Origin of the sequence: Planococcus circulans, from assembly GCF_020023385.1 — a bacterium.
Taxonomy (GTDB): domain Bacteria; phylum Bacillota; class Bacilli; order Bacillales_A; family Planococcaceae; genus Planococcus.
The window spans coordinates 42,327-57,128 of record NZ_JAIQCL010000012.1 but is presented as its reverse complement, the minus strand read 5'-3'; the positions used below and the strand labels follow the sequence as shown (position 1 = coordinate 57,128).

General features: G+C 47.7%; 14 protein-coding genes and 1 riboswitch. Of the genes, 10 read left to right on the top strand and 4 right to left on the bottom strand.

From position 1 onward, the window contains the following. Positions 1-3: 3 nt before the first annotated feature. The 4 genes from cydS to K8U60_RS16785 all read left to right on the top strand — a co-directional run bounded on the left by cydS (position 4) and on the right by K8U60_RS16785 (position 3,352). Positions 4-114, top strand: a complete 111-nt coding sequence (cydS, locus tag K8U60_RS19190; protein ID WP_394122031.1) for a cytochrome bd oxidase small subunit CydS — start codon at positions 4-6, stop codon at positions 112-114. 73 nt (positions 115-187) lie between these two features. Further along, positions 188-1,552 (top strand): 23S rRNA (uracil(1939)-C(5))-methyltransferase RlmD, encoded by a 1,365-nt coding sequence (rlmD, locus tag K8U60_RS16795; RefSeq protein ID WP_223642873.1) that lies wholly within the window; start codon positions 188-190, stop codon positions 1,550-1,552. A 148-nt stretch (positions 1,553-1,700) separates the two neighbouring features. Further along, positions 1,701-1,859, top strand: coding sequence for a Fur-regulated basic protein FbpA (gene fbpA / locus K8U60_RS16790; RefSeq protein WP_223642871.1), 159 nt, complete (start codon positions 1,701-1,703; stop codon positions 1,857-1,859). 44 nt (positions 1,860-1,903) lie between these two features. Next, positions 1,904-3,352: an amidase family protein gene (locus K8U60_RS16785; RefSeq protein WP_223642869.1), complete on the top strand. Its 1,449-nt coding sequence runs from the start codon at positions 1,904-1,906 to the stop codon at positions 3,350-3,352. A gap of 34 nt (positions 3,353-3,386) precedes the next feature. On the opposite strand, the gene K8U60_RS16780 is transcribed toward K8U60_RS16785, so the two are convergent. Further along, positions 3,387-4,247: a TetR/AcrR family transcriptional regulator gene (locus tag K8U60_RS16780; protein WP_223642867.1), complete on the bottom strand. Its 861-nt coding sequence runs from the start codon at positions 4,245-4,247 to the stop codon at positions 3,387-3,389. Positions 4,248-4,421: 174 nt separating this feature from the next. Between K8U60_RS16780 and K8U60_RS16775 the strand changes: the two genes are divergently transcribed. The 4 genes from K8U60_RS16775 to K8U60_RS16760 all read left to right on the top strand — a co-directional run bounded on the left by K8U60_RS16775 (position 4,422) and on the right by K8U60_RS16760 (position 10,058). Beyond that, positions 4,422-5,891, top strand: a complete 1,470-nt coding sequence (locus K8U60_RS16775; protein WP_223642864.1) for an MDR family MFS transporter — start codon at positions 4,422-4,424, stop codon at positions 5,889-5,891. A gap of 850 nt (positions 5,892-6,741) precedes the next feature. Beyond that, complete coding sequence (locus tag K8U60_RS16770) at positions 6,742-7,902, top strand: DEAD/DEAH box helicase (protein ID WP_223642862.1); 1,161 nt, start codon at positions 6,742-6,744, stop codon at positions 7,900-7,902. After that, complete coding sequence (locus K8U60_RS16765) at positions 7,899-9,128, top strand: aminopeptidase (RefSeq protein WP_223642860.1); 1,230 nt, start codon at positions 7,899-7,901, stop codon at positions 9,126-9,128. Before K8U60_RS16770 ends, K8U60_RS16765 begins: the two co-directional genes overlap by 4 nt. A gap of 12 nt (positions 9,129-9,140) precedes the next feature. Beyond that, positions 9,141-10,058 carry an SGNH/GDSL hydrolase family protein gene (locus K8U60_RS16760; protein WP_223642858.1) on the top strand — a complete coding sequence of 306 codons (918 nt, stop codon included), beginning with the start codon at positions 9,141-9,143 and terminating at the stop codon, positions 10,056-10,058. A gap of 722 nt (positions 10,059-10,780) precedes the next feature. On the opposite strand, the gene K8U60_RS16755 is transcribed toward K8U60_RS16760, so the two are convergent. Continuing rightward, entirely contained in the window at positions 10,781-10,927 is a 147-nt protein-coding gene (locus K8U60_RS16755) for a hypothetical protein (RefSeq protein ID WP_223642856.1), read from the bottom strand. A gap of 66 nt (positions 10,928-10,993) precedes the next feature. Further along, positions 10,994-12,067 carry a M20 family metallopeptidase gene (locus K8U60_RS16750; protein WP_223642947.1) on the bottom strand — a complete coding sequence of 358 codons (1,074 nt, stop codon included), beginning with the start codon at positions 12,065-12,067 and terminating at the stop codon, positions 10,994-10,996. A 147-nt stretch (positions 12,068-12,214) separates the two neighbouring features. Further along, positions 12,215-12,312: riboswitch (TPP riboswitch) on the top strand. Positions 12,313-12,410: 98 nt separating this feature from the next. Here K8U60_RS16750 and thiT point away from each other — a divergent pair. Together thiT and map are read left to right on the top strand one after the other, a co-directional pair. After that, the gene (gene thiT, locus K8U60_RS16745) at positions 12,411-12,986 is read left to right on the top strand and encodes an energy-coupled thiamine transporter ThiT (RefSeq protein ID WP_223642839.1); all 576 of its coding nucleotides are present in this window, start codon (positions 12,411-12,413) and stop codon (positions 12,984-12,986) included. A 134-nt stretch (positions 12,987-13,120) separates the two neighbouring features. Further along, positions 13,121-13,873, top strand: a complete 753-nt coding sequence (map, locus tag K8U60_RS16740) for a type I methionyl aminopeptidase (RefSeq protein ID WP_223642829.1) — start codon at positions 13,121-13,123, stop codon at positions 13,871-13,873. 121 nt (positions 13,874-13,994) lie between these two features. On the opposite strand, the gene K8U60_RS16735 is transcribed toward map, so the two are convergent. Beyond that, positions 13,995-14,729, bottom strand: a complete 735-nt coding sequence (locus K8U60_RS16735) for a tryptophan-rich sensory protein (RefSeq protein ID WP_223642827.1) — start codon at positions 14,727-14,729, stop codon at positions 13,995-13,997. Positions 14,730-14,802: the final 73 nt, after the last annotated feature.

Here is a 14,802-nt window from a genome sequence, read left to right as displayed (position 1 = left end):
TCCATGCAGGATTTCATGATATTTTATGCACCATTTCTGGTGTTGTTCGGAGCCATCATTTTCGGCTTCTGGTTTTCGCTGAAAGATGGTCCCGCTACGAAAGATCGGGATTAGGCACGCGTGCAGGCTTTTGCCTGCCGCGTTTTTTTGTTGTATGATAGTTAGATGTGAAACGGAGTGAATATTTTTGAAACCAGTAAATAAAAATGACCGGATAACGGTCCACGTAGAAGACTTGACCCATGACGGTGCAGGTGTAGCGAAAGTGGAAGGCTACCCGTTGTTCATCCCAGGCGCTTTGCCGGGGGAAGATGTAGTTGTCCATGTTTTGAAGACCTTGAAATCTTATGGCTTTGCGAAGCTTATTGAAATAAAACAGGCGTCCCCGTTCCGTGTAACCGCGCCGTGTCCGGTGTTCGATACGTGCGGAGGCTGCCAGATTCAGCACTTGTCCTATGAAGGCCAGATGACCTTCAAACAGAAATTGGTGCGCGATGCCATCACCCGGATCGGCAAATTGCCCGACGTCCCGGTACATCCGGTAAAAGGCATGGAACATCCATGGCGCTATCGCAATAAATCCCAAATCCCGTTCGGTACACAAGACGGAAAAGTCGTCGCCGGATTTTATCAGACGCGTTCGCATGACATTGCAGATACGGATATTTGCTTGATCCAGACGCCTGAAGCGGATGCCATCATGGTGGCTTTGAAAAAGAACCTGGCTGAAATAGGCATCGAGCCTTATGAAGAAGCGACGCATCGCGGCATGCTCCGCCATGTAGTCGTTCGGAAAGCGCGGGCGACAGGCGAAATCATGGTGGTGCTGGTGACCAAGAAAAAGAAATTTCCTCAGGCAGTACGCGCCATTGAACTGATCCAAGCGACTGTACCGGAAGTTACTTCGATTGTCCAAAACATCAACAGCGAAAAGACCAATGTCATTTTTGGTGATGAAACCTTGACGCTTTGGGGCAAAGACGTAATCGAAGATCAGATCGGCGATGTCCGTTTTGAAATTTCCGCCCGGTCTTTTTACCAAATCAATCCCGAGCAGACAGAAGTTCTATACGGTCAGGCGCTCGAGTATGCGCAATTGACCGGAAAGGAAACCGTAATCGATGCATACTGCGGCATCGGAACAATCTCCTTGTTCCTTGCGCAGCGCGCTGAATTTGTGATGGGTGTCGAAATCGTGCCCCAAGCAATCGAAGATGCAAAACGCAATGCGGAACTGAATGGCTTATCCAATACGCTATTTGAAGCGGGACCGGCTGAACAAGTCATTCCTCGCTGGTATAAAGAAGGCAAAAAAGCGGATGTATTGGTCGTTGACCCGCCGCGCAAAGGCTGTGATGAGCAATTGCTGCGGACCATCCTTAAGCAGCGTCCGAGGCGTGTAGTCTATGTGTCCTGCAATCCGGCAACATTGGCGCGTGACCTGCGCATACTGGAAGATGGAGGGTATCGCACGAAAGAAGTGCAGCCTGTTGATATGTTCCCGCAGTCCACCCATTGTGAAGCAGTGGCTTGGCTGGAATTGGCGGAGTAACCCGCAAGAACCCGATCAGCATTTATGCTGATCGGGTTCTATTTTTATTTCCAATTAGAATAAGATATTTTAAACATAGACAGGTTTTAAAGGGATAGGCTGAAGGGTAAAGATAAGGGAATACTTCCAGAAGGAGAGAACGAGGAAAATGGAACAGATACCCGAGTCGAAATTCACTGACAAACGTGAAATCATCATTCAAGGATTAGTTGAACAAAATGTCTTTAAGATAAATGGACGGCAATTATATGAAACTTCACTTTATGAGTTGATGAAAACCTATACAGAAACTAACCAAGCCGGCTGATTCCGGCTTTTTTCAATGGTTTATATGGAATAGGAGGAAAATCAATGCACAATCATCATTTAGAAGAGTACCGACGGGAACGGCTGGATGAATTGACGATTGCTGAAATGCAGGAAGAGATGGCTGAAGGCCGGCTGACTTCTGAAGAACTGGTTTTGATGTACAAAGAAAACATTTCTTTGCGCGATAAAAATACACAAGCAGTTCTTGAAATGAATCCGGATGCCTTATTGACAGCACAGTCGCTTGATTTTGAACGCCGTCAAACTGGTCCGCGTTCTGTGCTGCATGGCATTCCGATCCTGGTCAAAGACAATATGGAAACGGGCGACAAGATGCATACCAGTGCCGGATCTTTCGCGCTGAAAGATCATTATGCACTGCAGGATGCCAAAGTGGTGGAAAAGCTGCGACAGGCGGGTGTTGTGATTCTAGGGAAGACCAATATGACGGAATGGGCCAACTTCATGTCGGATAAAATGACCAACGGCTACAGCTCAAGAGGTGGGCAAGTGAAAAATCCATATGGCGCTTTTGATGTCGGCGGCTCAAGTTCAGGTTCTGCTGCAGCCATCGCCTCGAATCTGGCAGCGGGAGCGATTGGGACAGAGACATCGGGATCCATCATCAATCCGGCTGCCCAAAACAGTTTAGTCGGCATTAAGCCCACGGTCGGCCTGGCAAGCCGGACCGGTATTATTCCGCTGTCGCATACACAGGATGTTCCAGGGCCTTTGGCGCGGACGGTTGCTGATGCTGTGGCACTTCTTCAAGCCATCATCGGCGTCGACCCGAAAGACGTCAGTACCGCTTTTGCAGCGCCATTTGAGAACTATGATTGGAGCAGCCACTTCAAGACGGATGGCCTTCAAGGTGTCAAGCTTGGTATAGCCAGAGGGCTGTTCAAGGAAATCAGGGACGAGCAGGCAGCTCTTTTCGAAAAAGCGCTGGATGCACTTCGAGCTTGTGGTGCCGAACTCATCGATGACGTCGATTTAGGCGTCCATCAGGAGGATTTGGGATTTGCGGTGCTGTTGCATGAGTTTAAAGCGAATCTCAATGCTTACCTGGCAAAATCAAATCCCGATCAACCGATTCGTTCATTGGACGATGTCATCGCGTTTAATAACGAGCACCCTGAGAAGATGCTGAAGTTCGGACAAAATCTGCTCGAACAAGCCAATGGAATGACGGGCATGCTAACAGAGCGGGAGTACGTGGAAGCGTTGGAGCGCAACCGCTTTTTGGCAGCAGAACGCGGCATGAAAGAAGTGCTGGAAAATATCGACGTGGATGCGTTGGTGCTACCCCAGGATTTCGGCTGCAATATCGGTGCGGCCGCTGGATTCCCTTCGATTACGGTACCTTTTGGCTATAGCGAATCAAAAGAACCATTCGGCATCACGTTCGCCGGCCAAGCATTCAGTGAGCCGGCTTTGATTGAATATGCTTATGCGTTTGAACAAGCCGTAAATGGGCGGCGCAAACCATAAAAAAGAGCGAAGCCACTACAGGCTTCGCTCTTTTTTATGTGATGTCACTTAAATGCTTCCACACATGCTCAATCAGGATCGACAGTTCAGATTCGATCAAATCGTCATGTGCTAGTGAGGTGAGGACACTTTCAACTAAGGCTTTTCTCGGACTTTCTGCGGCCAGTTCTGTTGAAAGAAAATGCACCAGTTGCTGCGTATTTTTGTGGTTTTTTAATTTCTTTGCATAAGTTTCGAGCAATGTTGAAAGTTCTGCCAGGCTGAATTCATCAGTGGGGGTGGCGAATGGCAATTTCAAATTACCGATAAAGGTATCTTTTGCCGCTATCTGAAGAGCGATGGTCGCCTGCAAGCGTCGAATCACGAAAGAAGATAGTTTTTCTGCCGGCACTTCCTCGGTGGAAAGAAGGCGCCATAAGTGAATCAGCTGCTGAACATAGCCATGTACAAAAGCCGCATTTTCCAGAGCATATGGTGCTGCTTCTTTGCCGAAAACATCCACAATCCGTGAAGAAATCCATTCCATTTCCGAAGAATATTGTTTGATGGAGAATGCTTTCAATTCTGGCTCCTGTGAGTAGAAAATGCTTTCATAAAGAGAAAACAAGTTCTTTTCAAGGTTCAGCTTAATTCGAATATACAATTGTTCTGCCAGAACTTCTGGATTATGGGGGGGCATGCCGACTGCCGCTGCCATTCGCCGTTGGCGGATTTCGCTGCCGATGGATTCCATGATGGCCATAAGGCATTCTGCTTTGGATCCAAAATAGTTATAGAAAGTCCCTTTGGATACACTGGCTTCATCCAGGATGTCCTGTATCGAAGAGGAATTATAGCCTTTGTTGATGAAAAGTTCATAGGCCGCATTTAGGATCTGTTGTTTTTTAGGGTTCATTTACCTCACCTTTATACCGTTAGTCTATTTTTATAATAACCTGAAAACGCTTTTGAATCAATGTTTTAATAAATGAATGGCAAAATACTTGAAAAAAATATACAGTCGGTATAGAATGATGCAATGGAGAAACAGAAAAAAATACAGAGCAGTAAGTACGGAGGAAAGAAAAAGATGAAAGAACAGAAAAAAACGCCTTATGGCATAATCGCCATTCTCTTTACGGGTGCATTCGTAGCAATTTTTAACCAGACTTTATTGAATATAGCTTTACCTGAAATAATGATCGACCTCGATATCGCGGCTTCCACAGCACAATGGCTGGTCACTGGATATATGCTCGTCAACGGAATTTTGATCCCGGCCAGTGCTTATTTCATCCAGCGCTATTCAAACCGGTCGATTTTCATTGTGGCCATGTCGTTATTTGCCCTTGGTACATTGCTTGCTGCAATGGCACCAGTATTCAGTGTTTTATTGATCGGAAGAATGATTCAAGCTTCCGGTGCAGCTTTGATGATGCCATTGCTGATGAATGTGATGCTTGCAGCATTTCCTGTTGAAAAACGTGGATCGGCAATGGGGGTGTTTGGACTCGTCATGGTCGTTGCACCTGCAATCGGACCGACACTTTCCGGATTTATCGTCGAGAATTACTCATGGCGCGTACTTTTCTGGATCGTCCTGCCGGTGGCTTTGATTCCACTGGCTTTAGGGATATTCAAATTGAAGAACTTGACCTTCCAGAACCGAGAAATTTCGCTTGATAAGGCTTCGTTGGCCCTTTCAAGTTTAGGTTTCGGAGGTGTTTTATACGGGTTCAGTTCAGCAGGAACGATGGGCTGGAGCGATCCGATTGTTATGGTGACGATTGCGATCGGCATCGTTTCGCTGATTGCCTTCGGTTTGCGCCAATTGAAATTGGATGAACCCTTGCTTGAAATCAGAATCTATAAATATCCGATGTTCGCTTTGTCATCCGCTATTTCAATCGCTCTATCCATGTCCATGTTTTCAGCGATGATCCTGATGCCGATCTACATCCAGACCATCAAAGGCATTTCACCGATCGACTCCGGTTTGTTGATGTTGCCGGGTGCTTTAGTGATGGGCTTCATGTCGCCGGTTACCGGCCGGCTTTTCGACCGATTCGGTGCAAAAGTGCTGGCGATCCCTGGATTGGCAATCGTCGTTTTCACCACGTATCTATTCAGCCAATTAAGCTTGGATTCCAGCTATATCAATATCATGTTGATCTATACTTTGCGGATGCTTGGCATTTCAATGGTGATGATGCCGGTTATGACGAACGGCCTTAACACCTTGCCGGTGAAATCTTATCCGCACGGAACAGCCATCAATAATACGTTGCAGCAAGTAGCGGGTGCTGTCGGCTCTGCTTTCCTGATCACCATCATGAATACGCGCACTGAGTCTACAGCGAAAGAACTGGCGGCAAGTGGGACTAATCCTGAGAGCATCATGAATTTGGCAATGCTTGATGGCATCAACTTTTCGTTTTTCGTATCGACTTTTATCGCCCTAGTGTCGCTGATTCTGGCGTTCTTCATTAAAAAACCTGTGCGTCCGGTCACTGAAGCGGAAAAAGAGATTGTCTATAAACAAAAAGAAGTAACTGAATGATTCGTGAAGCCAGGCCCATTTATGGGTCTGGTTTTTTGGTTTTTGTAAGCATCGGGGCTTGGGCTTTTTTTTNGAGATTGTCTATAAACAAAAAGAAGTAACTGAATGATTCGTGAAGCCAGGCCCATTTATGGGTCTGGTTTTTTGGTTTTTGTAAGCATCGGGGCTTGGGCTTTTTTTTATTGTCCAGCTCCAGCGCCCAGAACCTCGGGGTCTTAAGTCCGCTTGCCTATGCAGCTGAAAACACGCCGCTTCGGCAAACTGCCTTAAGCCTGTCGGTTCTAGATGGGCGCTTCCGTTTTTCTGTGTCCAGACTCCAGCGCCCAGCTCTTTGGGTCATAAGCCAGCCCGGCTGTCTAGTTCAGTGCCTAGCTCTTCGGGATGTAAGCCGATCTGGCTGTGCGGCTGACGAGATGCCACTTCGCCAGCTCATCTTACACCTGTCAGAGCTGAACAGGCACTTCTACTTTTCATTTTGTGCGGCTGAAAATATGCCGCTTCGCCGGTCTGTCTTATGCCCGGCAGAGCTACACGGGCGCTTGCGCTTTTCTTCATGTCCAGACTCCCGCAGCCAGCCCCTCGAGTCGCTTCAGCCTTTCCAGCGAACGCCATTACCGGCAAGGCTTCCAGCGCTGGTCGGGGCTTAACGGCGGCTTGCGCTTTTCTTCATGTCCAGACTCCCGCAGCCAGCCCCTCGAGTCGCTTCAGCCTTTGCAGCGAACGCCATTACCGGCAAGGCTTCCAGCGCTTGTCGGGGCTTAACGGCTGCTTGCGCTTTTCTTGTTTCAGCAAGGCGTTAAAACACCAAATATGATACACTTATAGCATTGAAAAGAAGGTGGAATCGCAAATGACTTTTATAAATGAATTGAGTCCGATATGGCAGGAAAAATGGGAAAAGGCTGGGTTTGAAACGGCAATGCCGATCCAGGAGCAGATGATTCCGGAGATGTTGGCCGGCAATGATATCGTTGCAGAATCTCCAACAGGTTCCGGTAAGACTTTGGCTTATGTACTTCCGATATTAGAACGGGTCAACCCTGAGAAACAAGCAATCCAGGCAATGATCGTCGCTCCATCGCAGGAATTGTCGATGCAGATCGTCAATGTACTGCGTGAGTGGACAGAAGGAACAGACGTAACAGTCACTCAATTGATTGGCGGGGCAAATATCCAGCGCCAATTGGAGAAATTGAAGAAAAAGCCGACGATTGTGGTGGGGACGCCAGGACGTCTAAATGAGTTGGTGAAAACCAAAAAGCTGAAAATGCATGAAATCCGGATTTTGGTGTTGGATGAAGGCGACCAGCTGATGGCGCGCGAACACCGCGGCATCATGAAGGATTTGATTGAAAAAACCCAGCATGAACGCCAATTGGTGCTGGTATCTGCAACCATCACTGAAGAAATAGAGCTGGTAGCAGAACGTTTGATGCAGCACCCGACACGTCTGCAAGTAACCGCAGAAGATCTGCCGATGTTCGGGAAAGTGACGCACTCATTCATTAAAGTGGATGAGCGGGACAAGACCGAAATGTTGCGCAGCCTTTCGCATATTCCAGGCATGAAAGGGTTGGCGTTCGTCAATAACCTGGATCAATTGCTGATGAAGGAAAATAAACTGAAGTTCCGTGATGCGAAAATCGTGACCCTGCATTCCGAAATGAAGAAAGATGAACGCAAAAAAGCTTTGGATGCTTTTCGAAAAGGGGAAGTCGCCATATTGATAGCGACAGAAGTGGCAGCACGCGGACTGGATATCGACTTAGTGACGCATGTGATCCATGTGGATGTTCCCCAAACGGTTGAGCAGTACCTGCATCGTTCAGGAAGAACCGGAAGAGCTGGAGCGGATGGTGAAGTGTTGACCTTGTTGGCCTATTCCGATGAACGGCATTATAAGAAATTCACTAAGGAATTGCCGTCTAAACCTGTCCAAAAAGTGATCCATGGCGGGAAACTGATTGAAGGTTCCAGTAAAACCATCGCTGCAAAGGGGAATAAACGATGAATTTTCAGCAGAAGCTCGAACAATATGCCGATTTGACGGTCCATGTAGGCTTAAATGTTCAAAAAGGACAGTTTATTGTTATCAATACGACAATTGATACACTTGAATTCACACGAATTGTTGTTAAAAAAGCTTACGAAGCAGGCGCTAAGCGGGTGCAGGTCAATTATGAGGATCCCGTGTTGACGCGGACGCATTTTGAACTGGCACCTGATGAAGCTTTTGCGGAATATCCTGAATGGTCCGTCGTCCAGCGTGATGAAGTGATCAATACAGGCGGTTCTTTTTTGTGGATTGATGCAGAAGATCCGGATCTTTTGACGGGAATTCCCGCGAAACGTCTGGCTGATTCGCAAAAATCTGCCGGAAAAGCACTGGAGCGTTATCGACAGGCGGTCGGAACAGACAAAGTGGCTTGGTCGATCGTCGCGATGCCGTCACCAAAATGGGCGCAAAAAGTATTTCCTGACCTACCGGCTGAAAAACAAGTGGATGCCTTATGGCAGGCCATCTTCAAAACGGTTCGCATCGGTGAAGGTGATGCCGTGGAAGCATGGAAAAACCACATCGCTTTACTGGAACAGCGCGCTTCCCAGTTGAACGATAAACGATACGTGAAACTGCAATACAGCGCACCTGGTACAGAACTGACAATCGAACTTCCCGACAAACATATCTGGATGTCCGGAGCGTCAAAAACGCCTCAAGGCAATCCGTTCATTGCTAATATGCCGACAGAGGAAGTTTATACCGTTCCCTTAAAGCATGGAGTGGATGGAACGGTCCGCAATACAAAGCCACTGGTTTATCAGGGCAATGTCATCGACGGTTTCACACTAACTTTTAAAAAAGGCAAAATTGTTTCTGCCAAAGCGGAAGTAGGGCAAGAACTTCTCGACGAAATGATCAATGCAGATGAAGGTGCGGCTTATTTGGGAGAAGTGGCATTGGTGCCGTACCATTCACCGATTTCCGACTCGAACATCTTGTTCTACAATACCTTGTTTGATGAAAATGCTTCGAACCATTTAGCGATCGGCGATTCTTATCCGACCTGTTATGAAGGGGCACGTGACCTGGAGCGTAATCAATTGGCTGCCATTGGCTTGAATACATCGATTGTCCATGAAGATTTTATGATTGGCAGTGACGGAATGGATATTGATGGCATCACAGCAGATGGTTCAAAAGAGCCTATCTTCCGAAATGGAAACTGGGCATTCTAAGAGGTGAGTGAAATGAAAAAATTTTGGATTGCGGCCATGGCCGGACTTTTCCTGTTCAGCGGATCGGCTAATGCGCAGGCAGAGATTAAACTACCAGCAGCTTATGTAGCCATCGGTGATTCGTTGGCAGCTGGGCAGACCCCTGAGCGCCAAATTGATGCGGGCTATGCAGATTTGATTGCCCAAGAGCTATCACGAAACCAACCTGTCGCATTCTATTCGAAAAACCTGGCATTTCCCGGTTTTACAACGGCTGATGTGTTAGACAGCATCCAAACGGATGAAGCAAAGGAAGTACTGGCATCCGCCAATCTGATTACCGTATCAGCAGGGGCGAATGATCTGCTGCGTCTCGTACAGAATGATCCTGTACAGGGATCGCTGACGTTCCAGCAGGTGCAGGCGGATTTTGCACTCAATGATGCACGCAAGAACATGGAGCTGATTTTGGCTGAGCTTACGGAGCAATCTCCGGACGCAGCGGTTTATGTAATGGGTTATTATTTTGCCTATCCGCATGTGCGTGACAGCCAAAAGAGCGGAACGGCCAAGCAGCTTGACCGTCTCAATAAAATTCTTCAGGAATCTGCTGAAAAAGCGGGAGCCGTTTTTGTATCAGTAGACAAGCCATTTGGTGAAAATGGCGTAGATAAAGTTCCGAATGCAGCCGACGTCCATCCGAACGCAGTCGGCTACCAGACGATGGCCAATGCGTTCTTCGATGAATACCAGGCAGCTTGGACAGTCGAGGACTTGGAATTGCCACCGCCGAACCCATTGTCTTTCGAGCAGATAATGGAAGCACAGGATCAAGAAGAGCAAGATGGCCAAGACCAAGAGGCTAATGATTCGGAAGAAACAGCACAGCGCCCATCTGAAAGCAGCCCAACCGGCTACTTTGCATTGCGCGAAGCAATGCCTTATATCTAGAAAAGCGTAAGCAGCCGTCAAGCCCCGACAAGCGCTGGAAGCCTTGCCGGTAATGGCGTTCTTCAGCCATTGCTGGAAAGGCTGAAGCGACTCGAGGGGCTGGCTGCTGGAGCTGGACAAAGAAAAGCGTAAGCGCCCGTTTAGCTCTGCCGGGCATAAGCCAGCCCAGCAGAGTGGCGTTCTTTGCCACATAGCTGGGTTGACTTATGACCCGAGGAGTTGGCTGCTGGAGCTGGATAAAGAAAAGCGGAAGCGCCCATCTAGAACCGACAGGCTACAGGCAGTTTGCTGAAGCGGCGTGTTTTCAGCCGCCTAGGCAAGCGGACTTAAGACCCCGAGGTTCTGGGCGCTGGAGCGGGACAATGAAGAAAAGCGGAAGCGCCCATCTAGAACCGACAGGCTTAAGGCAGTTTGCTGAAGCGGCGTGTTTTCAGCCGCATAGGCAAGCGGACTTAAGACCCCGAGGTTCTGGGCGCTGGAGCTGGACACTGAAGAAAAGCGGACGCGCCCATCTAGAACCGACAGGCTTATGGCAGTTGGCTGAAGCGGCGTGTTTTCAGCGGCTTAGGCTAGCGGACTTAAGACCCCGAGGTTCTGGGCGCTGGAGCTGGACAATGAAGAAAAGCGGAAGCGCCCGTTATGTTCCGCAACCTGCTGACTTCCGATTCTCTATAAAACTAAAAAAACGTTCCGGCATATTTTATGCCGGAACGTTTTTTGGTTTAGCGTTTTTTATCACGCGATGTAGATTGTTTGGAAGCTGGTTGTCCAGCTTTTCCTTGTTTTCTTTTATTTAATACTTTACGGATGATCGGGTAAGCGATGGGACCGTATTTTATCGCAGATTTCACTAGTCTTCCAATTGCCATTTAAATCTCTCCATTCATGGGGTTAGTTATTGTTATTTTCCCGAATTTTGCAGAATGCAAACCTATTTAAGCAGATTGGGCATGAGCCAAGAGGATATCCTTGTACGCATGGACGCTTGAAATCGTTACGTATTCAGCATTGCCATGCCAATCATCGCCGCTTGGACCGAATTCTATTGCCCCTTCGCCGCCGGTCACCGCTGCATAATAACGCGTATCTGCAGCGCCATGCTGGCCGAATAAAACAGGTTCCTGATCTGTAGTATCCAGAATCGCCTTTTGCAGGCTCTGGATATAGGGATTTTCTTTTGTTGTTGTCAGGGCTGGGGTAGATCCTGACGCTTTGTAGTCCATATCGAGATCCAAGGTTTCAGCCAAGTCTGCCAATTGGCGAACGATCTCGTCTTTGTCCTGTCCGGGCATGAAGCGGATATCATAGGACATTTCGCACGTTTCAGGAACCACATTGTAACGGTCTCCTGCTTTGATGATCGGCAAATTGACGGAAGGCTGCTCGTAATATTCCGTTGATTCTTTTCTGAAAGGAAGCTCAGAGATAGCCATGTGGAATTTCATCGCAGATTCAATGGCGTTGATGCCTTCCCAAGGACGGCTCCCGTGGGCCGGTTTGCCTTTGAACGTCATATCCATCCGCAGGATACCTTTGGATTGCAGGCCAACTTTCAATCCCGTAGGTTCACCGCAAATGACGAAGTCACCATGGAAGCCTTGTTCGACCAGCCACTTGGAAGTGTTTCGGCCGCCAATCTCTTCGTCCGTTACAATATGCAGCTGCACCGTGCGCTCTAGGCCGGAACTGTCCAGCTCGATAAAGGCCTGCATCATCGCGGCAACTCCGGCTTTCATGTCAGCGGCGCCGCGGCCATAGATGCGGTCCTGCTCTTCGACTGGGACAAACTGTTCTTTATGGCCAGGAACGACGTCGACGTGGCCATTCCAAACGATGGTCTCGGTGCCTTGCCCTTTAGCGGCAGTCAGCATCAGATAACCTTTATTGTCATGGACAGTAACGGTTTCTCCTTTGGATTTCAGCCAATCTGCACAAAAAAGAAGAGCTTCATTGGCTCCATCTTTAGTATCGCTTTGAATTTTAATCAGTTCCTTCAACAATTCAATCATATTTTCGGCAAGCCCAGAATCCCGGCTGCCTTCACCACCTTTCAACTATCTTCATCATGTAATTCTTTACCCTATCAGGCTATCTTAAAACAGCCTTGCACAAAATGAAACCCTTGTGTACAATACAGGTGAATGCTAAATATCTGTATACACCACAAGGGGAGCTTTTGCTGAGAGTGAACATTTGTTCTTACCCTTTGAACCTGTAAGTTAACACTTGCGCAGGGATGTGGATGGAAACCGGCCCTTACAACGGCGACAGGCTCTGTCCTGTCGCCGTTTTTAATATGGTTTTATTCACGGCCCTTCTGGTGATGTGCATAACACATTAAAGGAGGAAGTCATGAGAAATAAAAAAGTATTGTTGATGATGGAAATTGCCATTTTCGCAGCTCTTGGATTTGTGTTGGATTTCGTTTCTTTCCGGATGCCACAGGGGGGTTCAGTCAGCCTGGTGATGATTCCAATTGTATTGATCGCTTTCAGAAGAGGCGTCGGTGCCGGAGTGCTGACAGGATTCCTGGTCGGGCTGCTGCAGATTGTCTCAGGGTTTATCTCTGTGGCGCCCTTGTCTTTCGGATTCGTCGTCATGCAGGTCATATTGGATTATCTTCTCGCCTACGGAGTCGTGGGGCTGGCGGGTGTCATGCGTGGGAAGTATCTGCAGCATGCACATGCCAAGCAAACAGGGAAGATGCTGACGGCTGTTGTTGCCGGTGTGTTACTTGCTTCTGCGCTGCGCTACCTCGTCCATGTCATTACCGGCATCCTGTTCTTCGGCATGTTTGCTGAAGGCAATGTGGTCATTTACTCGGTGATTTATAATGCAACGTATATGATCCCGGTATTTTTGCTTGCCGCCTTTGTCTGTGCTGCGCTTTTTGCAGCAGCTCCGAGACTGGTGGATGCTGAAGCTTGAAATATGGAAGGCTGTCCTCGGACAGCCTTCTTTTTTATGTCGATTTTCCCGGATTTATTGAAACGGGTCAGGAGCCTCTGATTTAATTTTGTGGTATAATTCTTGAATAGAAAAGCTTGAAAGAAGGGTCATTGATGATAGCAACTAATGAAAAAGATATTGAAATGTTGAAAAAAGCCGGCCAAATGGTGGCTGAAATTCGTGAAGCGATGAAGGCGGCTACTAAAGCTGGAGTCACTACGAAGGAAATTGACGAATTGGGCGGCAAATTGTTCGAAGAGCTGGGCGGCGTTTCCGGACCTAAATCAGAGTATGATTTTCCTGGATTCACCTGCATCAGTGTCAACGAAGAAGTGGCACACGGAATTCCGGGTGACCGCGTGATCCAAGACGGCGATATCGTCAATATCGACGTTTCTGGCTCATACGAAGGATTCTTCTCCGATACCGGCATTTCCTTTGTTGTAGGCGAAGGGCATGCGGACAAGGAAAAAATCTGTGAAGCTGCAGCTTCAGCTTTCGATCGCGCGATGACAAAAGTCAAAGCCGGTGCAAAGCTTAACCAAATTGGTAAAGCAGTGGAACGTGAGGCGAAAGAGCAGGGCTTGTTCGTTATCAAGAATTTGACCGGCCATGGCATCGGCAAATCGCTGCATGAAGCTCCACAGCACATCCTGAATTATTACGATGCGTGGGAGACGACCATCCTGAAAGAAGGCATGGTGCTGGCTGTAGAGCCGTTTATCTCGCAAAAGGCCGAGCACATTGTGGAATCAGGCGATGGCTGGACATTCATCACACCGGATCAGTCATTGGTGGCGCAAATCGAGCATACTGTGCTCGTTACAAAAGGCGAGCCGATCCTGCTGACCAAACTGGATAAATAAGAATTGTAAAAAAATCAAGGGATCCGGAGCAAATGCCGGATCCCTTTTGTTTTTCGATTTATTATCAAAGTCTGGAAACGAAAAACTGTGGACACCCTTTAGAATCGGGTTGCCCACAGTTTTACTGAACTGCTGGGGCAGTTCTTTTTTTTATTAGCAGAATACCGGTCAAAATGACGCCGCTCAGGAAAAGGGCGGCCGTTGTCACCAGCATTTCATCTGTCCCATGCTTTACGGCAATTCCGATGAACGCCCAAATGAAGACCAAAGCAAAGGGGATATCCGCATGATGGAAACGGATGTGCAAAGCAAGTGCCGTGGCGACCGTCAGCATGATCACCGTCCATAGCTGGTCACTGAGTCCCCAGCCACTCCAATTATAGTACGTCAGGACAAAACTGATATTGGCGATGGTTGCGACACTGATCCAACCCATGTTGATTGAAATCGGCAGCCGTTCAGTAATCTTTCTTTCTGAATTGCTGTATTGCAGATAAAGGGCGATCAATGCCACCAAGTAGCCGAGCATTGCAATGATTGACCAGGCGAAGAATTCATAATGCCACAAAAGCAGCCAGGTGATATTGAAAATGCAGCTTAAGATGAAAAATAAGGCAATCTTGGATGAGGGAGTTTCTCCCTTTCTTAACCGCACCCAGAAAGCGATGATCCAAACAGCCAATAAAAGATAGATGATGGACCAAATTGAAAATACGTAACCGGCTGGCGTAAACAAGACCAGAAGCCGATTAGATATTTCTCCGGTGGTCTGATCATTCAGCGGCAAGGTGTTTGCTAAAGTATTCATGACAATTACAGCGATGAAAGCAATTGTCATAAGCAAAATACGAATCATGCGAAATCCCTCCTTCTTTTCAGTATACCTGTCGCCGTTTCAATCAACAATTATCCTTTTCCAAAAAATTCCC

Bases quoted from the DNA above. Each gene is read 5' to 3' on its own strand.
- cydS (WP_394122031.1), top strand. From the start codon at position 4: ATGCAGGATTTCATGATATTTTATGCACCATTTCTGGTGTTGTTCGGA.
- fbpA (WP_223642871.1), top strand. From the start codon at position 1,701: ATGGAACAGATACCCGAGTCGAAATTCACTGACAAACGTGAAATCATC.
- K8U60_RS16785 (WP_223642869.1), top strand. From the start codon at position 1,904: ATGCACAATCATCATTTAGAAGAGTACCGACGGGAACGGCTGGATGAA.
- K8U60_RS16780 (WP_223642867.1), bottom strand. From the start codon at position 4,247: ATGAACCCTAAAAAACAACAGATCCTAAATGCGGCCTATGAACTTTTC.
- K8U60_RS16775 (WP_223642864.1), top strand. From the start codon at position 4,422: ATGAAAGAACAGAAAAAAACGCCTTATGGCATAATCGCCATTCTCTTT.
- K8U60_RS16770 (WP_223642862.1), top strand. From the start codon at position 6,742: ATGACTTTTATAAATGAATTGAGTCCGATATGGCAGGAAAAATGGGAA.
- K8U60_RS16765 (WP_223642860.1), top strand. From the start codon at position 7,899: ATGAATTTTCAGCAGAAGCTCGAACAATATGCCGATTTGACGGTCCAT.
- K8U60_RS16760 (WP_223642858.1), top strand. From the start codon at position 9,141: ATGAAAAAATTTTGGATTGCGGCCATGGCCGGACTTTTCCTGTTCAGC.
- K8U60_RS16755 (WP_223642856.1), bottom strand. From the start codon at position 10,927: ATGGCAATTGGAAGACTAGTGAAATCTGCGATAAAATACGGTCCCATC.
- K8U60_RS16750 (WP_223642947.1), bottom strand. From the start codon at position 12,067: ATGATTGAATTGTTGAAGGAACTGATTAAAATTCAAAGCGATACTAAA.
- thiT (WP_223642839.1), top strand. From the start codon at position 12,411: ATGAGAAATAAAAAAGTATTGTTGATGATGGAAATTGCCATTTTCGCA.
- map (WP_223642829.1), top strand. From the start codon at position 13,121: ATGATAGCAACTAATGAAAAAGATATTGAAATGTTGAAAAAAGCCGGC.
- K8U60_RS16735 (WP_223642827.1), bottom strand. From the start codon at position 14,729: ATGATTCGTATTTTGCTTATGACAATTGCTTTCATCGCTGTAATTGTC.